General features: G+C 66.1%; 15 protein-coding genes. 10 read left to right on the forward strand and 5 right to left on the reverse strand.

Going from position 1 to position 19,080, the window contains the following annotated elements:
* The first annotated feature begins 148 nt into the window (after positions 1 to 148).
* A complete protein-coding gene (locus PT282_RS02405) occupies positions 149 to 2,086 on the forward strand; it encodes an ABC transporter ATP-binding protein/permease (protein ID WP_277167987.1) in 1,938 nt (645 codons plus the stop codon).
* A gap of 16 nt (positions 2,087 to 2,102) precedes the next feature.
* Positions 2,103 to 4,004 carry a thiol reductant ABC exporter subunit CydC gene (gene cydC, locus PT282_RS02410; RefSeq protein ID WP_277167988.1) on the forward strand — a complete coding sequence of 634 codons (1,902 nt, stop codon included), beginning with the start codon at positions 2,103 to 2,105 and terminating at the stop codon, positions 4,002 to 4,004.
* Positions 4,005 to 4,134: 130 nt separating this feature from the next.
* On the opposite strand, the gene PT282_RS02415 is transcribed toward cydC, so the two are convergent.
* The 3 genes from PT282_RS02415 to PT282_RS02425 form a co-directional block, all read right to left on the reverse strand.
* Positions 4,135 to 5,103, reverse strand: a complete 969-nt coding sequence (locus PT282_RS02415; protein WP_277167989.1) for a polyprenyl synthetase family protein — start codon at positions 5,101 to 5,103, stop codon at positions 4,135 to 4,137.
* A 112-nt stretch (positions 5,104 to 5,215) separates the two neighbouring features.
* Positions 5,216 to 5,929: an MgtC/SapB family protein gene (locus tag PT282_RS02420; protein WP_277167990.1), complete on the reverse strand. Its 714-nt coding sequence runs from the start codon at positions 5,927 to 5,929 to the stop codon at positions 5,216 to 5,218.
* A 245-nt stretch (positions 5,930 to 6,174) separates the two neighbouring features.
* Positions 6,175 to 7,068 (reverse strand): glycosyltransferase family 2 protein, encoded by an 894-nt coding sequence (locus tag PT282_RS02425; protein WP_277167991.1) that lies wholly within the window; start codon positions 7,066 to 7,068, stop codon positions 6,175 to 6,177.
* A gap of 57 nt (positions 7,069 to 7,125) precedes the next feature.
* On the opposite strand from PT282_RS02425, the gene PT282_RS02430 reads away from it, so the two are divergent.
* From PT282_RS02430 to PT282_RS02465, 8 genes are all read left to right on the forward strand, one after another.
* Positions 7,126 to 8,679 carry an AI-2E family transporter gene (locus tag PT282_RS02430; RefSeq protein ID WP_277167992.1) on the forward strand — a complete coding sequence of 518 codons (1,554 nt, stop codon included), beginning with the start codon at positions 7,126 to 7,128 and terminating at the stop codon, positions 8,677 to 8,679.
* Complete coding sequence (locus PT282_RS02435; RefSeq protein ID WP_277167993.1) at positions 8,679 to 9,902, forward strand: glycosyltransferase family 2 protein; 1,224 nt, start codon at positions 8,679 to 8,681, stop codon at positions 9,900 to 9,902. Before PT282_RS02430 ends, PT282_RS02435 begins: the two co-directional genes overlap by 1 nt.
* A 79-nt stretch (positions 9,903 to 9,981) precedes the next feature.
* Positions 9,982 to 11,457: a D-alanyl-D-alanine carboxypeptidase/D-alanyl-D-alanine-endopeptidase gene (locus PT282_RS02440; protein ID WP_277167994.1), complete on the forward strand. Its 1,476-nt coding sequence runs from the start codon at positions 9,982 to 9,984 to the stop codon at positions 11,455 to 11,457.
* A 7-nt stretch (positions 11,458 to 11,464) separates the two neighbouring features.
* Positions 11,465 to 12,592, forward strand: coding sequence for a tRNA lysidine(34) synthetase TilS (tilS, locus tag PT282_RS02445; RefSeq protein WP_277167995.1), 1,128 nt, complete (start codon positions 11,465 to 11,467; stop codon positions 12,590 to 12,592).
* Positions 12,579 to 13,142 carry a hypoxanthine phosphoribosyltransferase gene (gene hpt / locus PT282_RS02450; protein WP_277167996.1) on the forward strand — a complete coding sequence of 188 codons (564 nt, stop codon included), beginning with the start codon at positions 12,579 to 12,581 and terminating at the stop codon, positions 13,140 to 13,142. The genes tilS and hpt overlap by 14 nt, the downstream gene beginning before the upstream one ends.
* Complete coding sequence (gene ftsH / locus PT282_RS02455) at positions 13,139 to 15,238, forward strand: ATP-dependent zinc metalloprotease FtsH (protein WP_277167997.1); 2,100 nt, start codon at positions 13,139 to 13,141, stop codon at positions 15,236 to 15,238. The genes hpt and ftsH overlap by 4 nt, the downstream gene beginning before the upstream one ends.
* 41 nt (positions 15,239 to 15,279) lie before the next feature.
* Positions 15,280 to 16,149, forward strand: a complete 870-nt coding sequence (locus tag PT282_RS02460; RefSeq protein ID WP_277167998.1) for a hypothetical protein — start codon at positions 15,280 to 15,282, stop codon at positions 16,147 to 16,149.
* Positions 16,146 to 16,721: a DUF3180 domain-containing protein gene (locus PT282_RS02465; RefSeq protein ID WP_277167999.1), complete on the forward strand. Its 576-nt coding sequence runs from the start codon at positions 16,146 to 16,148 to the stop codon at positions 16,719 to 16,721. The genes PT282_RS02460 and PT282_RS02465 overlap by 4 nt, the downstream gene beginning before the upstream one ends.
* Before the next feature lie 17 nt (positions 16,722 to 16,738).
* Here the strand turns inward: PT282_RS02465 and PT282_RS02470 are convergent, their stop codons facing one another.
* Together PT282_RS02470 and PT282_RS02475 are read right to left on the reverse strand one after the other, a co-directional pair.
* On the reverse strand, positions 16,739 to 17,668 hold the full coding sequence (locus tag PT282_RS02470; RefSeq protein WP_277168000.1) for an acyl-CoA thioesterase II: 930 nt from the start codon (positions 17,666 to 17,668) through the stop codon (positions 16,739 to 16,741).
* Between the two features lie 276 nt (positions 17,669 to 17,944).
* Positions 17,945 to 18,904 carry a hypothetical protein gene (locus PT282_RS02475; protein ID WP_277168001.1) on the reverse strand — a complete coding sequence of 320 codons (960 nt, stop codon included), beginning with the start codon at positions 18,902 to 18,904 and terminating at the stop codon, positions 17,945 to 17,947.
* Positions 18,905 to 19,080: the final 176 nt, after the last annotated feature.

The following is a 19,080-nucleotide window of genomic DNA, read 5'->3' on the forward strand; positions in this document are numbered from 1 at the left end:
TCTGATGTCCGTTCCCATTCAGCCGCATCGCTGAATCCCGCCCGTCGCCCTTTCGGCCTCCATGGTGAATGTGCAATAATGTTCACCGTGGTGGCAAAGGGCGTCGGGCTCTTTTGTTCCTCTCTTCGACGTAAAGGTTGTGCTGGTCGTGATCGATAAAAGTCTATTCGAGTTCGCGGGCGTGCGGTGGCGCATGGGGCTGCTGGCGCTGCTCTCCCTGCTGCAGGCGCTGTGCATCGCCGGCCAGGCGCACGGCCTGGCGCGCGGCTTGGTGGAGATCTGGAAGCTCCATGCCGTCTCCACGCTGGTGGGGCCGGCCATCGAATTCCTCGCCTTCTATGCGGTGCGCCACCTGTGCGACGTGGCCAAGCAGCATATTTCCAGCAGGTACGGCACGCTCGTCGCCGGGCAGATCCGCCCGCGGCTGCAGCACAAGATCTTCCGCCTGGGCCCGCAGGCGCTGGCCTCGAGGGGCACCGGCTCGACGGTGACGATGCTCATCGACGGACTCGACCAGGTCAGGCACTACATCGAGATCCTGCTGCCGAAGATGACCGACATGATGCTCATCTCGCCGGTCATCCTCGTGGCCGTGTGGTGGCAGGACTGGGTCAGCGGCCTCATCCTGCTGCTGATGTACCCGCTCATCATCTTCTTCATGGTCATCCTGGGCCTCGCCGCCCGCGACCGCTCCAACAGGCAGTACGCCCAGTTCAACATCCTCAACACCAAATTCGTCGACAGCATCCTCGGCCTGCCCACCCTCAAGATGCTCGGCGTCGACAAGGAGTACGAGGGCGAGATCTACAGCGTGAGCGAACGCTTCCGCAAGCGCACCATGGACGTGCTCAAGGTGGCCATGACCTCCACCTTCGCCCTCGACTGGTTCACCACGCTGGGCATCGCCATCATGGCCGTCTTCCTGGGCCTGCGGCTGGTCAACGGCACCATGCCGCTCTTTCCGGCCATGTTCGCGCTGATCATGGCCCCCGACTACTTCCTGCCGGTGCGCCAGTTCGGCGACAACTACCACGCCACGCTCGACGGCAAGAACGCCCTGCACGACATCATGGGCTTCATCGCCAGCCCCGAGACCCCGCAGGACGGCGATACCCAGTGGGACGGCTGGAAGGCCGACAGCGAGCTGAGGCTCGAGGATGTCGACTTCGCCTATCCCGAAGGCAGCAGGCCCCAAGGCGAGGACGCGGCGCAGACGGTGGCCGGCCACAGCGTGGCCATGAACGCCGTCGAGCAGCAGCGCGAAGGCGACGACGCCAAGGGCTCCAAGGGACCCAATGGGTCCCAGCGACATAGGCGGGGGAGTGCGGGCAAGGGCGCGCCCCAAGGCGTCGACGAGGCCGGAAAAGCCCCGGCCACACAGCCTGACGCCCTGCACCACATCTCCATGGACTTCAAGGGCTATGGCAAGATCGCCGTCATCGGCAAGTCCGGCGCCGGCAAGTCCACGCTCATCAACCTGCTGGCCGGCTTCAACGTTCCGCACGCCGGTTCCATCGAGCTGGATGGCCACCATCTCGAGCATTTCAACGTCGAGACGTGGCAGCGCCATATCAGCTACATCCCGCAGACCCCCTACATCTTCAGCGGCACCATCGCCGACAACATCCGCTTCTACGTCGAGGACGCCAGCGACGGGGCCGTCAAGGCCGCCGCACACGAGGCCGGGCTGGACGAGTGGCTCTCCCAGCTGGGCGACGGGCTCGACACCCTGATCGGCGAGGGCAACCGCGGCATCAGCGGCGGGCAGGCCCAGCGCATCGCCCTGGCGCGCGTGCTGCTCGACAAGTCCCGCGAGGTGCTGCTCTTCGACGAGCCCACCGCGCACCTGGACATCGAGACCGAATACGACCTGAAGCAGACGCTGCTGCCGATCATGGAGCACCACCTGGTCATCCTGGCCACGCATCGCCTGCACTGGCTCGAGAACGTCGACCAGGTGCTGGTGCTGGAGAAGGGCCGGGTGGCCGAATCCGGCTCGCCGAAGCAGCTGATCGGAGCCGGCGGCCCGTTGGACCGGCTCATGGACGAGATGGGAGGCAACCAGATTGACCGCTATCTCGACTGAGACGCAGAAGGCGAACATGACCCCATCCGGCAACGACAGGAACGGCGAGGACGGCTTGAACGGCAAGGCAATGAACGGCACCGGCACCGGCGAGGCACAGGTCCCGCAGGCCGCCACACCCCACGACGGCGGCAAGGTGAGGCTGCGCGACTACCTGAAGGTCTGGGAGCACGACCACTGGTTCTGGCCCTACCTCAAGGAGAACCGGCGCAAGCTCGTCCTGATCTTCTTCCTGGGCTTGATGACCTTCGTCTGCGCGGCGGCCCTCATGTTCACCGCCGGCTACCTGATCAACCGTTCGGCGCGCATGCCCTACAACATCCTCCTGGTCTACGTGCCCATCGTGCTGACCCGCGCCTTCGGCATCGGCAGGCCCGTCTTCAAATACGTCGAGCAGCTCAAAAGCCACGATTGGGTGCTCCACGTCATCTCCAAGCTGCGCGTGCAGCTCTACCGCACCCTCTCCAAGGACGCCGCGTTCCTGAACGAGCACGAGCGCACCGGCAGCGTGCTGAGCCTGCTGGCCGACGACCTCGACCACCTCGAGAACTTCTACCTGCGCACCATCTTCCCCACGGTGGTGGCCTATGTGCTCTGGGTCGTGGTGACCATCGCCATGGGCGTCTTCTCGTGGACCGGCGCGCTGCTGCTCTTCGTGATGCTGGCGCTGGTCCTGGTGCTCATCCCGCTGGTCTCGCTGAGCTTCTCAACCGGCCATTTCGCCCTCGAGAAGCAGCAGCAGGCGCAGGAATACACCAAGGTCACCGAAAGCTACCTGGGCCTCAGCGACTGGGTCATCACCCACAAGGGCGACGAGTTCGCCTCCATCGGCGCCAACGAATACCGGCGCATCCAGCGTAGCCAGGACGAGCAAAAGGCCTTCGAGCGTTGGCGCAACTTCGCCATCCAGGTCGTCTTCGGCGTCATCGCCGTCGGCCTGATGGTCGGGGCGGCGATGACCATGACCGGTTCCAAGTCCATGGCCGACTGGTCGGCCTCCATCGTGCTGGCGGTCTTCCCGCTGGTCGACTGCTTCATCAACGTGGCGCAGGCCGCCGCCGAGGTGCCGCTCTACAGCGACTCCCTGAAGCATCTGAACGACCTGACCGAGCGCGTGGAATCGAGGCAGGGCGAGCCGGTGGCGCAGCAAAGCCTAGACGGGCCCATCGAGTCCATCGACTTCGACCATGTCACCTTCGCCTACGGCCCCGGCCAGCCCACGCTGCTCGACGACTTCACCCTGCACATCGGCGCAGGGCGGAAGGTCGCGCTGCTCGGCCCCAGCGGCGAGGGCAAGACCACGATCCTGCAGCTGCTGCTCGGCGACCTAGAGCCCCAGAGCGGCAGCATCACCATCAACGGCATCCCCGTGGCCGCCCTGCAGGACGAGCGCGCCCGCATCTTCGGCTACCTCAATCAGCAGGCGTTCCTCTTCAACACCACCATCGCGCAGAACGTGCGCCTGGGCGCCCCCGACGCCAGCGACGAGGACGTGTGGGCGGCGCTGAAGGCCGTACGGCTCGACGAGACGGTCCGCGCGCTGGCCGACGGCATCGACACCTCCGTGGACGAGTCCGGCCAGCGTTTCTCCGGCGGCCAGCGCCAGCGCATCGCTCTGGCCCGCATCGTGCTCAAGGACACCCCGGTGATCCTGCTGGACGAGCCGACCATCGGCCTCGACCCGATCACCGAGCGCGACCTGATGGCCATGATCTTCGACGCCGCGGGGGATCGCAGCATGCTCTGGGTCACCCACCACCTGCAGGGGCTGGAACAGGCCGATGAGGTCGTCTTCCTCGAGGACGGCCGGATCGCGATGCAGGGGGCTCCCGCCGAGCTCTACCGCACCAACACGCGCTTCCGCGAGCTCTACAAGCTCGACGTGGGCGATCTGGAGGCGGTCGGGAAAGGCGCGTGAGCGCGTTCCTTCAGAAGGCTGTGAAACCGTGATCCACGGCAAAGCAATGGGTCCCACCGGCTGATGCTGGTGGGACCCAACTGTGTTTTCCATAGGAACTCATGGGAAGGCTATGGCCTGGCCTGCGCTCTCAGAGCGTGGCCGCCAGCTTGTCGAGCGTGCGCGAGAGCAGGTCGCGGGTCTCGGCGTTGAGCTCCTGGCTCCCGGGTTCGCCCAGGGTCTTCCTGGCACGTTCGATGCGCGCCCGGACCGCGTCCTTGGCCCGTTCGATGTACTGCGGGTGCGCGTCGAGATAGGCGAGCACGCGGGCCGGATCGTCCGCCCTCACCACATCGGCGAAGGAGGGGTCGTCCTCCAGGGCCAGGATCACCGGCAGGGTGTAGATGCCGTCGCGGATGTCCTCGAGCTTGGGCTTGCCGGTGTCGTGGGCGACGTTGAAATCCTCGATGTCGTCGACGATCTGGAAGGCCACGCCGAGGTTCTCGCCGAAATCCCTGGCCAGCGAGATGAGCGGGCTGGACGGGTCGATGCCCGAAAGCTCGAGACCGGTGGTGCAGGCCAGGCGGAAGAGCGCGGCGGTTTTGCCGCTGATGGCCCTGCGGTAGCGTTCGCGGGTGATGGCGGTGTCGTGCCGGGCGCTTTCCTGCAGCAGGTCGCCGGCCACGATCTCGTTGACCGTGTGGGCGTGGTAGGCGATGAAGCCGGTGCTCGGCGCGATGCCGGCCATGATTTCCATGTAGCGCGAGAGCAGCAGGTCGCCCAGGTAGATCGCAGCCTTGTTGCCGCGCAGGGTGTGCACGGTGGGCTTGTTGCGGCGGATGGGGGCGTCGTCGAGCACGTCGTCGTGCACGAGGGTCGCCAGATGCAGCATCTCGATGGCCGCGGCTCCGGTGACGATGGTCTCGGAGGCGGGTTCGGGCCTGGCGCCCAGGCCGTAGGAGAAGATCAGGACCAGCGAGGCGCGGATCATCTTGCCGTGGTTGTCGAGCAGATCGCGGTAGTCCTGCCGATACGGGGTGACATCGTCCTGCTCGCGGTGCAAGACGTCGACGACGCTCCGCATATCCTCGAGTAGCAGGTGTTCCTGTCGAATTGGCATGCTGCGACCTCTTGTTGTGAAGTATTGGACGTACCCAATATAGCAATCGCCGTCTATTTTCGGCGCTTTCGGTGCAAACGTTTTGGGCATGCGGCGCACGGGCCGCCGGCGCTCACTCGTTGCCGTCGATGCGGTTGACCGAGAGTACGCCGTCCAGGTCGCTCAGGTCTCGGATCAGCTCGCCGCTCTCCCTGCCACGTATCTCGAGGTTGGCCGAGACGACGGGTTCGCCGCCGGCGCGCGCCTCGCCGCCGTTCTTGGGCTTGTGCGTCGAGAAGCCCTCCACCGAGATGTCGTGGGCGGCGCAGACCGCGAGGATCGAGCGCAGCGTGCCGTGGCCGTCGACGTAGCGCAGCCGGAGCACGTCGTTGTAGTTCAGGCGCGGCGAGATGAGCTTCATCATCGCCGGGAAGAGCAGCACCGCGATGAAATAGAGGATGGTGCACACTGCCGCCGGCGGGAACAGGCCGGCTCCGCAGGCCGCGCCGATCGCCGCGGTGATCCAGACCGAGGCGGCCGTGGTGAGCCCGCGCACGTGGGAGCGCTGGGTGAAGACCACGCCGGCGCCGATGAAGCCGATGCCGGAGACGATCTGGGCCGCCACTCGCGAGGGGTCGAGTTTAACGTTTGCCGCGAGTACATCCATGAAGCCGTACTTGCTGATGATGACGAACAGCGCCGAGCCCACGCCCACCAAGGCGTGCGTCCTCGTGCCGGCGTCCTTGTGCCTGGCCTGGCGTTCCACGCCGATGGCGGTGGAGAGCACGAACGCCTCGAAAAGATAGAGCGCCTGCCAGCCCCACATGCCCCACTGAAATTGCGTCATCGTTCACCTTCCTGGCGCCTGTCGACGCCGGAGATCCTACCCGTTTTTAGGTCACCAATCCTAGCGTGTCTCTCAAACATTGATATCTTTCAGCGCAAACGGGTGTTCACCTCGCGCAGTTGCTGTCCTGCCGACGCTTCGGATGGTTTGTTCCGACCGTGCCGGACCCGAGGTCCAGCTGAGTGTGAAAGACCGCGTTGCCGGCGGTCCATATCGGTGACTGCCGGAATTGTTGGTTGTCGGTATTACCGGTCGATGTCGTCCTCGGTGACGGAACGTGCGCCGACCAGCTCGCGCTGCTCACGCCGCCAGAGGGCCGCGGCCGGGTTGATGTCCCTGCGTCCGAGATAGCGCTGGTAGACCGGGTAGAACACGCGCAGTGCCGGATAGATGGCGTAGAGCGTGCGCTCGGTGTTGTGGCGCCGGGAATGGTTGGGATGGGCCTCGAAGGTGTTCTTGAAGCGGCGCATGTAGCGGTGGAACGAGGAGAACGAGGTGTCCATGCGCCTGGCCGAGACCCCGGTGATCATTCTCGAGGAATAGACGGCCTTGAGCCCGTGGTCCACCAGATGCAGCGAGATGTCGATGTCCTCGTGCATCACGTCGCGCTCGTCGCGGCACACGTCGCCCTTGATCGCCTCCCACGCCGAGGCGCGCAGGGCCATGTTCGAGCCGAAGAGCAGCACGTGGCCGCCGTCGGCGCGGTAGGTGACGCGCCGCACCTTGTCGTCGCCCTCGAGGGCCGCGTGCCGGGCGGGCATGTCGTAGTAGACCGCCGGGCCGGTGGCCGCCATCGCCTCGGGGTCGTCGGAGAATATGGAGGTGACGGTCTCGACCCAGTCGGGCTTGAGCATGCAGTCGGCGTCGATGCGCCCGTAGATGTCGCCCGAGGCGGCGGCGAAGCCGAAATTGCGCGTGGGGATCAGCCCCTGCTCGTCTTCCTGGTGCAGCAGGCGCACGCCACTGCCGGGATGCTCGGCGATGAAACGCTCGACCAGCGCGCAGGTGCGGTCGGTGGAACGATTGTCGACCACCAGGATCTCGCCGGGTGCGACGGTCTGCCGAATTGCGTTCAAGAGGCAATTGGCGATGCGTGCCTCCTCGTTATAGGCGGGGATGATGATCGAGACCTTCAGCATAATGTACAAGGATAAGCCATATGCCCTACACACGGGGGGCGGGTAGGATGAGGAAGCATGGACGAACGTGATGACCAGAAAATCGATTTTGCCTCGGTGTTCCCCCCGAAGGGCGACTCGCGCCGGCCGCCTGACTGGTGGGGCCGCGCGCTGCTCTACACCGGCATCGCCGTCTTCGTCTTCGTCTTCGTCTGGCGCTCGTGGGGCAAGGTCGAGTTCGTGGTGCTCGACCTGGTCATCTCCGTGTTCATCGCCCTGGCCATGGAGCCGCTGGTCGTGCGCCTGGTGCGCCACGGCTGGAAGCGCGGGGTGGCTTCGGCGACCTGCTTGGTGGGCCTGATCGTCATCGTGGTGGGCCTGCTGGCCCTCTTCGGCAACATGTTCATCCAGCAGATGATCTCGATGATCAGGGGCATCCCCTCCCTCTACGAGCAGCTGCGCGACCTGGTCACGCAATACCTCAACCTTTCCCTGCCCGAGATCAACAACCTCGGCAGCGAGATCATGAAGAACGTGCAGACCTCGTGGGTCACCGATTTCGCCGGCCAGGCGCTGAGCACCACCATGGGCCTCTTCAGCTTCCTGCTCAACCTGCTCACCGTGGTCATGGTCACCTACTACGTCTCCGCCGCCGGTCCCAAGATGCGCAGGAGCCTGTGCCAGTGGCTCGGGCCCGCCATGCAGCGCCGCTTCCTGCTCGGCTGGACCGTGGCGCAGACCCAGATCTCCGGTTTCCTCTTCTCGCGCACGATCCTGGCGGTGTTCAACGCCTTCTTCACCTCGATATTCCTGATGGCCATCCGCGTGCCCAACTGGCTGCCGCTGGCGCTCTTCTGCGGCATCGTCTCGCAGTTCGTGCCCACCATCGGCACCTACATCGGCGGCGCGCTGCCGGTCATCTTCGCCTGGAGCTCGCGTGGCCTGGTCTATGGGGTGGCCGTGGTCGCCTTCATCATCATCTACCAGCAGATCGAGAACCTCATCATCTCGCCCAAGGTCTCGCAGCGCACCATGGACTTGAACCCCGCCATCGCCTTCCTGTCGGTGCTGGTGCTGGGCGCCCTGTTCGGCGCGCTGGGGGCGTTCTTGGCGCTGCCCGTCACCGCCAGCCTGCAGGCGATCTTCAAGGTGTGCACCAAGCGCTACGACCTGGTGGAGTCGCCGTTGATGAACGACCCGGTGCCCGTCAAGAAGTCCAAGGTGGTCGAGGGCGCCGAGGCGTTCAACGAGCACGTCATCAAGCCGGTGGCCGACCACATGCCCCGCGCCGCCAAGGGCTCCAGCGCCCGCGTGCCGGTCAACGAGGAGGTCCGCAACCTGCGCGACCAGGTCTACCATCTCGACGAGGCCGGCGGCGCGGCCACCTCCTCGGACCTTGACGAGTCGGCGACGGTGGCCATCCCCAAGGGCGTGCTCGCCACCTCCGCCAAGTCCGGCAAGGCCTCCGGCGGGAACGGCGGTGGCGCCAAGCCGAGGCTGCGTGGCACCGAGGAGCCCGAATCCAGCGAGGCGGGTGGCGACGGCCGGTCGCGGCATGCCCCGGACGTCGAGGCGCACCGGAAAGATGAAGTCGATACGCCAACCGACAATCCGCGAAGCAGGTGGAACTAATGGTCTTGCTCAGCATCCTCGACGTGCTGATGACGATCTTGGGCGTCGTCAGCCTCGGATACCAGGGCGTGTGCATCATCGCCTCGCTGTTCCACCACCGGATCACCTTCCCGCCCGCGCCGATGGACAAGCGCTACGCCGTGCTCATCAGCGCGCGCAACGAGGAGAACGTGGTGCCCCACCTCATCGACTCGATCCGTGCCCAGACCTACCCCAGCGACATGGTCGACATCTGGCTGGTGGCCGACAACTGCACCGACGCCACCGCCGAGGTGGTGCGCGCCAAGGGCTGCAACGTCGTCGAGCGGCACGACACCGAGCATATCGGCAAGGGCTACGCGCTGACCTACCTGCTCAACGCGATGATCGGCAGGGGCGTCACCGACGACTACGACGCCTACTTCGTCTTCGACGCCGACAACAAGCTCGACAGCCACTACATCGAGGAGATGAACAAGGCCTTCCAGTCCGGCTTCAGAATCCTGACCAGCTACCGCAACTCCGTGAACCTCTCCGACAACTGGGTCTCCTCCGGCTCGGCGCTCTGGTTCATCCGCGAATCGCGCTTCCTCAACAACTCGCGCATGCTCTTCGGCTCCAGCTGCCACGTGGGCGGCACCGGCTTCATGTTCTCGCGCGAGGTGATGAAGCGCAACAACGGCTGGAAGTTCCACCTGCTGACCGAGGACCTGGAGTTCACCATGGACTCGGTGCTGCATGGCGACCGCATCGGCTATTGCGGCACCGCCATCCTCTACGACGAGCAGCCGGTTACCTTCGGACAGAGCTGGCGCCAGCGCCTGCGTTGGAGCAAGGGGTTCCTGCAGGTCTTCCGCTACTACGGCCCCCAGCTGATCAAGCGCGCGGTGCGCGAGCGCGACTTCTCGGCGGTCGACTTCACCCTGCTCATCTGCCCGTTCACCCTGCTGGGCGCGCTGCGCGTGGTCTTCGGCGTCTGCTTCTCGCTTTTCGGCTTCGTCTCATGGGCCTCGCAGCTCGACGCGCTGGTCAGCTGGATCGCCGGCGGCGTGCTGGGCCTGCTGGGCATGATGGCGCTCGCCCTGCTCACCATCCTCGCCGAGCGCGACCAGGTGGGTGCCTCCAACAAGGAGCTCTTCGCCTACGTGCTGAGCTTCCCGATCTACATGGCCAGCTACATCCCCATCTCCTTCCAGGCCATCTTCTCCAAGGCCCAGTGGAAGCCCATCGCCCACAAGGGCTAGGAGAAGAGGGTGTGCGAGGTGCCAGCCATGCTCTATGGTTGGCAGAAGGAAACGACGTGGTGACGCAACGATGAGGGGCATGATGGACAAGGAATCCGGCAAGGGCAGGCACGTGCGGCGTTCGGGCAGGGCGCTCGCCGTGGCCCGCGCCTGGCGCATCGGCCTCGCCGTGCTCGTCACCCTGGCCCTGGCGTGCGGCTATGCCGTCCTCGACATCCGGGGCGAGGTTCCGGGCATGCTCACCTCGGGCGGCACGCAACGCCCGCAGGCCTCTGCGCCGATGCGGGTGCGCGCGGCCAGGGACGTGGCCGGCAGGGCCGACCTGGGCAAGCCGGTCGACAAACAGGCCGCCGAGGCCGCGATCGATGCCTTCGCCTCGGCCCCCGGCGTCGGCGGGGACTTCTCGGTGGCCGTGGCCGGCGCCGACGGCTCGATCGTGGCCTCCCGCAACGACGGCACGCCCCGCGAACCCGCCTCCACCATGAAGACGCTCACGGCCCTGGCGGCCTCGACGAGCCTCGACATGGGCTCCACCTTCTCCACTGTCGCCTACCTCGACGGCGCGCGGGGCCGGGGCGGCGCGGCCACCGTGACGCTCAAGGGCGACGGCGACATGCTGCTCGGCGCCGGCGAGAACGACCCGAACCACATCAACGGTCGCGCCGGGCTGGCGACGCTTGCCGACCAGACGGCCCAGTCGCTGGCCAGGCGCGGGATCTCCACCGTCAGGCTGCGCTATGACGACGGCCTGTTCGGCAAGAGCAGGTACCCCGAGAACATCGCCGAGAACAACGACGGCAACACCGAATACACGGCCGTCTCGTCCATGGCCGTCGACGGCGGACGCCAGTGGGGCGGCTATGGCCCCGACGACCCGGACACCTACACCGCCTATCCGACCATGAGCACCACACCCGCGCAGGACGCGGCGGACCTCTTCGCCTCCTTGCTCGCCCAGCGTGGCGTGAAGGTGGACGGCGGGGCCTCCGCCGGACGCGTGGCCGGGGGAGCGGCACGGCTGGGCGTGGTGCGCTCCGCGACGCTTTCGCAGGTGCTGGCCTTCGCCCTGCGCCATTCCGACAACACGCTGGCCGAGGAATTCGGCAGGCTGACCGCCCTGCGCAACGGCTTCGCCAATTCGCCGCAGGGCGCCACCAAGGCCGTCACCACCAAGGTGCGCCAGGCCGGCATCGACACCACGGGCCTGACCATGGCCGATTGCTCCGGGCTCTCCCCGGGCTCCAAGGTCGGTGTCAGGACGTTGGTCGAGGTGCAGGCGCGCAACCTCAAACCCGGTTCCGGCGCCGCGGCGGCCGAGGGACTGTCGGTGCCGGGGCTGGTGGGCACCGCGCGCAACCGCATCCAGGATCCCGACGACGCCGGGCTGCTGCGCGTCAAGACCGGTTCGCTCGACGAGGTCACCTCGATGGCCGGCACCGCCTCGCGCAGGGGCGGCGGCGTGGTGGCGTTCGCCGTGGTGGTCAACGACCCCGGCGACCTGCTCCAGGCGCGCGAGGCCATCGACGCCTTCGTCTCGGCGATGGACAGGCTCTAGGTTCCCCATGGCATATTCGGCGAGGCTCAGGAAGGCGATAGGCGCCGTGCGCGCCAGCCTGGCCTGTCTCGGCATCGTCTCGCAGGATGCGCGTTTCAGGCAGCATGGCCGGCATGCGCCCGACCCGGAGGCCCCACTGGTGCTGGTGGCCTGCTCGGGAGGCCGCGACTCGATGGCCCTGGCGGCGCTGTCTGGCACCGTCTGCGCCTCGCTGGGGGTGCGTTGCGGCGCCGTGGTGGTCGACCACCAGTTGCAATCCGGTTCGGCGCAGGCGGCCGCGGACGCGGCGCAACGATGCCGCACGCTGGGGCTTTCGCCGGTCGAGGTACGTCGAGTGGCCATCGACGTGCGTGGGCGGGGACTCGGCGAGGAGGCCGCCGCCAGGGAGGCCCGCTACCAGGCCATCGTCGACGTGGTACGCGAGACCGGTGCCGATGTCGTCCTGCTGGCGCATACCAAGGACGACCAGGCCGAGACCGTGCTCATCGGACTGTCCAGGTCCTCCGGCATCGACGCCGTCTCCGGCATGCCCGCCACCTTCACGCGCGACGGGGTCCGTTTCGCCCGACCGCTGCTGGACGTGACGCGCCGGGAGACCACGGGCATCTGCGAGGACCTCGGCCTGAGGTGGTGGGACGACCCGACCAACGGCGACGCCGTCGAGGCGGGCACACCGCTGCCGGACAGGTACCCGCTGCGCTCGCGGATCAGGCACACCCTGGTGCCCTATCTCAACGGATTCTTCGGCGGCGACCTCGCCTCCCACCTCGCCGACGCCGCCCGCCTGGCCCGGCAGGACAAGGACTACCTGGACGCCGCGGCCGACGTCGCCTGGCGCGAAAGCGTCATCCGATCATCGGCAGCGGAGCCCGGCCGGGACCATGACGGCGCCCGGCAGATCGACATCCGCGCCGACGCCCTCGCCGCCCGTCACCCCGCCATCCGCCGGCGCGTGATCGCACGGGCCCTGGCGTTGCTCGGTGCGCCCTTCACCTCCCGGCATGTCGAGCGTGTCGACGAGCTGGTGGTCCGCTGGCACGGGCAGGGCCCGGTCTCGCTGCCCGGAGGGTTCCAGGCCGGCCGTCGCCGACACGTCATTCGCCTGTGCGAGAATGGTACTCATGCAGATCGCTGATGTACAAGGTGAAATCGACCGTGAACTGGTCTCGAAAGCGCAGATCGAAAACAGGATAAAGCAAGTGGCGAAGCAAGTGAGCCGGGATTACGCCGGCAAGAACGTGCTGCTGGTATCGGTGCTCAAGGGCGCGGTCAACACCATGGCCGCCTTCTCGCAGGCGCTGAGCATCAACGCCCAGATGGATTTCATGAGCCTTTCCAGCTATGGTGCCGGCACCTCGAGCTCCGGGTCGATCACCATCAGGCAGGATCTTTCCACCGACGTCAAGGGCCGCAACGTGCTGATCGTGGAGGACATCGTCGATTCCGGCAGGACGCTCGACTGGCTGATCCGCGAGCTCAAAGGCCGCGGCGCCGCAAGCGTGGAGGCCTTTGCGCTGCTGGAGAAACCCTCGCGCAGGGAGATTAATGTATCGGTGAAGTACACGGGCTTCGAGGTGCCCGACGAGTTCGTGGTCGGTTTCGGGCTCGACTATGACGAGCGGTACCGCAACCTGGATTCCATCGCGGTGCTGAGGCCGGAAGTCTATCAAGGAGGACAGGCATGAGCTATCCCCAGAGTCCGCGCAACCCCATGGGCGGCGGCAATCCCTTCGGCAACCGCAACAACGACGGCAAGCGCGGCAAGGACGGCAAGCGCAACAACCGCAACGGCGGCGCAGGCAACGGCAACAACAACGGCAAGCGCCCCCTGTGGCAGTCGCCGCTGCTGTGGGTCGTCGTGCTCGCGCTGCTCGTGGCGACCGGCTTCCAGCTCTTCTCCTCGAACGCCACCCAGACCATCGACACCAAGGATGGCATGTCGTTGGTGGCCAATAACAAGGCCAGCAGGGTCCAGATCATCGACAACAAGCAGCTCGTGAAGCTCAAGCTCAACAAGGACTTCAACAAGGCCGATCCCAAGACGCACAACAACCACAACTACGGCAAGGACGTGCAGTTCTACTACACCGAGGCCGAGGGGCCGGAGGTGCTCAAGGCCGCCAAGTCCACCAAGGCGCATGATGGCTGGACCGCCGACATCCAGTCCGACAGCATGTGGGGCTACCTGCTCACCTCGATCCTGCCGCTGATCCTCATCTTCGGACTGTGCTGGTGGCTGCTCAACCGCATGAGCGGCAGCGCCGGCGGCATGTTCGGCATGGGCGGCAAGAAGGACAACGGCAAGCTGCTGGAAGGCGAACGGCCGACCACGAAGTTCTCCGACGTCGCCGGCGAGCAGTCGGCCGTCGAGGAGGTCGAGGAGATCAAGGACTTCCTCAAGGACCCCTCCAAATACAAGGCCCTGGGCGCCAGGATCCCGCGCGGCGTGCTGCTCTACGGCCCTCCCGGAACCGGCAAGACGCTGCTGGCGCGCGCCATCGCCGGCGAGGCGGGCGTGCCCTTCTACGCGATGGCGGGCTCCGACTTCGTCGAGATGTTCGTCGGCCTCGGCGCCTCGCGCGTGCGTGACCTCTTCGAAGAGGCCAAGAAGAACGCGCCGGCCATCATCTTCATCGACGAGATCGACGCCGTGGGCCGCAAGCGCGGCAGCGGCATGAACGGCGGCCACGACGAGCGCGAGCAGACCCTGAACCAGCTGCTGGTGGAGATGGACGGCTTCGACAACGACACCAACCTCATCATCATCGCAGCCACCAACCGTCCCGACGTGCTCGATTCCGCGCTGCTGCGCCCCGGCCGCTTCGACCGCCAGGTGGCCGTGGAGGCCCCCGACCTCGAAGGCCGCGAGGCGATCCTCAAGGTGCACGCCAAGGGCAAGCCGTTCGTGCCGAACGTCGACCTGCACACCGTCGCCGTGCGCACCCCCGGCTTCACCGGCGCCGACCTGGCCAACGTTCTCAACGAGGCAGCCCTGCTCTGCGCCCGCGCCGGCGCCCAGCTAATCGACAACCGCGCCATCGACGAGGCCATCGACCGCGTGCAGTCCGGCCCGCGCCGCCAGTCCAAGGGCATGGCCCTCGACGAGATGCGCAACACGGCCTACCACGAGGGCGGCCATGCGCTGGTCGCCGCCGCCATGCACCACACCGACCCGGTCACCAAGGTCACGATCCTGCCGCGCGGGCGCGCCCTGGGCTACACGGCCGTCATGCCCACCCAGGACCGCTATTCGCAGTCGCGCAACGAGCTGCTGGACCAGATGGCCTACGCCATGGGCGGGCGCACCGCCGAGGAGGTCGTATTCCACGACCCGACCACCGGTGCCTCCAACGACATCGAGAAGGCCACGCAGATCGCGCGCAAGATGGTCATGGAGTTCGGCCTGGCCTCGCCGCTCGGCGCGGTCAAGTGGGGTGACGCCGACAACGACCAGGATTCCATGAACGGCCTGGTCCACAACTACTCCGAGCACACCGCCGAAGAGATCGACAAGGCCGTGCACCAGCTCATCGAGACGGCCCACACCGAGGCCTGGCGCGTCATCACTGAGAACCGCGACGTGCTCGACGAGCTGGTCCGCCAGCTGCTGGTCAAGGAGACCCTGAACGAGAAGGAGCTGGCCGCCATCTTCGCGCCGATGAAGAAGGCGCCAGAACGCGAACTCTGGCTCTCCGACGCCGCCCGTCCCGATTCCCCGCTTCCGCCAGTGCCGATTCCCGACGAGCTGAAGCGCTCCGTCGGCATGAAGCCGGAAGAATAGGGCGCGCCATGGGCGAGCTTCGGCACTCCATGACGAGGGGCATGTCAGCGGATGGCACGCCCCTTGGCGTTTGCGCGCGAATCGGGCTCTCCTTCGGGCCGGACGGCGGCGATGCGGACCCGCGGCTGGCACGGCTGCGCGAAGCCATCGCCACCGGGCACGCCCATGCCCGGGTGAGCGTCGACTTCGATGATGAGACCATTCGTTTCGATGATGCTCATATCGCTATCGTCGGTCGGTCGCAACGCGACGGAGACGATATCGCCGATGACGGCACGGGCCGGAACGGCGACGGGCACGATTCGATCCCCAGCGACGCCTCGCTCGCCGGAGCCGATATGTCCGCGGATACCAGACGCAAGGCCGCCGATGCCGCGGCCGTTGGCGGGGCGAACGGGGACGGCGGCTCGAACGCGAACGCCACCGCGCACCGTGCCGTCATCGCGCTGAAGAGCAAGGCCATGGATGCCGAGCAACGTTTCCGCGCCGTGATCGTCTCCATCGACGCCGTGCCCGGCAACCAGGTCGAGGGCATCTCGCCGCTCTACCACGTCATGGGCATCGACACCCCCGACGCGCAGGCCGCGGTGATTCAGGTGACCACCAGGCTCACGCCGTCCGGACTCGCCGACCTGCTCGACTCGCTGTCCGCCTCGCACGAGGGCGCCGTTTCGCTGCGCCTGATCGACATGGAGGGCGGAACCGGCGACAGCGGCGAAGATACCTCAGGCAAGGTCCAGGTGCCGTTGAAAGAGGCCAGGCGCGAGGCCGAGGTGCTGGCCCCCTGGCTCGACATGGACCCCGACGCCAGGTTCGACGGCGACCCGGTCTCCTTCCTGCTGGCCATGGCGCCCAACGCCGCGCGGGTCGGCCTGCTGTCCGACGGCTGGATCCTGGGGGACACGCAATGATCAACCGTCGCACCCCATGGTGGTATTTCCTCGTCGCCCTCGGGCTGGGGCTGTTCCTGGGCATCGTGTTCGCCAAATCCGACGAGATCACCGGCCTGTCGCTGGTGGGAGCGCCGTGGATCGTGGCCATCCTGCTGATCGCCCTGGGCGCCATCGTGCTCATCCTGGCGCTGCACGTGCACCAATACGCCACCACGGACCCCGCCAGGCGCCGCAGCTGGATCGACCCGACCAAAGCCGTCTACACGCTGGTGCTGTGCAAGGCGCTGGGCATGGCCGGGGCCGGGCTGGCCGGCTGGTATTGCGGCCAGTTGCTGCTGACGCTGGCCCACTTCGACGCGCCGTTCTACCGCGACGCCAGCATCCAGTGCGTGGTCACCGCCCTCATCTGCCTGGCCGACATGGTCATCGGCATCGTGGGGGAGTGGCTCTGCCAGCTGCCACCGAATGACGGGCCCGAAAGCCCCAAGATCAAGGCCGCCAAGCGCCTCGAACGCCAGCGCAAGATCGCCGCCGGCTCGCTGGGCCGCCGGAGCGATGCCGGCACCATGGGCAAGGACAGCGACCGCTGATCCGGCCGCTTGAAGACCTACCGCGTCTTTTCTGTTTCCGATTTCTTTTCCGGCACGCGAATCGTGGCCTCCTGCGTCATCGCGGCCAACAGCCTGCCGTCGGCCGAATAGACCCTGGCGATGCCTAGCGCACGGCCGTGGCCGGCCACCGGGGCGTCCTGCACGTAGAGGTGCCACTCGTTCATGTCGATGTCGTCGTAGAACCACATCGCGTGGTCGATCGAGGCGTAGAAGATGCCGGGCGTCGAGATGCTCAGGCCCGCGCGGCGCAGGTCCGGCTCCATCATCACCTGGTCGCACTCCAGCGCCAGCAGGGCGCGGTGCCGCGTCTGCGTGGCGGCTACGGGGCTCGCCATGCGCATCCACACCATCTGCTTGCCCGAGTCGGCCTTGGCGCTCGTCTTGTCGGGGGCGAGCATCACCGTCGAGCCGACGTGGCGGATGTCGAACGGCGACTGCGAGGCATAGTACTTGGCGAAGCCGGACTTGTCGGCATACGGTTCCATGAGGTCCTGCGCGCTGGTCAGCGTCTCCGGGGCCGGCAGGTCGGCCGGCATCTCGTCGCTGAACTCCACGCCCGTCTGGCCGGCCTTCTGCAGGCTCACCGTGGCGGTGAAGAGCAGCTGGTCGCCCTGCCTGGCGTCCACGCGTCGGGTGGAGAACGAGCGCCCGTCACGCAGCGGCTCCACCTCGAAGCGGGTCTCCTCGTCGAGCCTGCCCACCTTGATGAAGGTGGCATGCACCGACTCCGGCACCTTGTCGGCGTCGGCGGTTTCGGAGGCGGCGACGAGGGCCTGCGCCGTCAGCTGCCCGCCGTAGATGCGCTCGGTGGGGTAGTAGAGGTTCGTGGCGGCGAAGAGGGCGCGGTCGCCCCGCCCCTGTCCGGCCTTGAGATTGAGCGCCTCGAGCGCCTGCTGTGCCGCGTCGAGAGCCTGTGCGTTCGCCATGTCGTTCCCCGTTTCGTTCGATGTCAGCTTATGAGAGTCTATCCAATCCGCCCAACCTTTCATCCTCCCTATTCCCTCTGACCTGTTCGATGGGTGCCTGCTCATGACGCTGGCCCCCAACTCAACGGACCAACCTCCAACCACTTGCACGAGAAATAAGACAGTCCTGCTAGTTTTCGTATGTTTTTGGGGTCAAAAACGTACGTTTTCTAGCGGGACTGTCCTGTTTCTAGCGGGACTGGTCGGTTGCTCACGACAATGGGCCGCCATCGGCCATCACCTTAGCTTAGGGACGCCGGCACGAGTCAGGCGAGCGGACAATAGTCCCGGGGTGTTCACTTCGCGCGAAGAAATCCTGATGATATCGGTGACGCCTGCACGTTTCAGCGCTGATTCGTGCCGTCGTTCCTCGTTGACGACCCGCCATCCGCCATGTCCATGCGTCATTCCGGGGTCGACGTATTTTTGCAGGCCATCGTATTCCAGGACGACGGTTCTGCCATCGGTCGTATGCCAAAGGAAATCCGTACGATATCGTGAGCCGTCAGCTGGATCGACGAATTCGTGCTGAAGCTCCGGAATCGCGAAACCCGCCTCGATGATGAGCGCGCGGCAGAAGGATTCGCCACCGTTCTCGCTTGCTCCGTCGTCGTATCGCAGCAATTTCGGAACCGCCAGTGTGTCGGTATGCAGCGCGGAACAGATCCTCTCGATCTCCGCGGTCACCAAAAGTCGTTGCCGGGCCGCGGAATCGAACAGTGCCAAGGTTTGCGAGAACGGGAAAAGCAGAGCGCAGTCCACCAAGGTCCGTGAAGGGTCGGTGACCGATACGTTCCCCACTTTCCAACGGTGTACATACGGGATATAGATGCGGTGCAGATGCCGGTCCGACTCCGCCACCGTCGAGTTCTTGGTGGCGATGAACACGGACTCGTCATGATGCATAAGCCACCCATGCTCGAGTCCCAGCATTACGGCCGCGCTCGGACCGGCGAAGTCCCAGTTAGGATGCTTTCTCGCCAGGGTGCGGATCAGATGCCGGTTGCGCTCGATCGGATCCAAGGTCGAGACGTACTCCGCGCGGGCATAGACGTTCCTATAGGGGCTTGTCAGCAGGCCTGATTCCTTTTTGCGCGTCAATGCTCGTCGCTGTCCGTCATCCGCGCCGTAACAATATCGACGCTCCGCCTCGGCCTGCGCCAGCATCTGGCTGACCTCCACTTGTTTCCGTCCCATACCACCAAGCTAGGGCGGAACGCCGGTGGATGTGAACCTCAACAGGGCACTGTGGTCGAACGGTTCCACTCTCGGCGTGTCTGTGGATAACTTCTGCGAGAAACAAGACAGTCCCGCTAGAAAACGTACGTTTCGAACCCCAAAAACATACGAAAACTAGCAGGACTGTCTTGTTG

It is taken from the genome of Bifidobacterium sp. ESL0763, assembly GCF_029433395.1.
Taxonomy (GTDB): domain Bacteria; phylum Actinomycetota; class Actinomycetes; order Actinomycetales; family Bifidobacteriaceae; genus Bifidobacterium.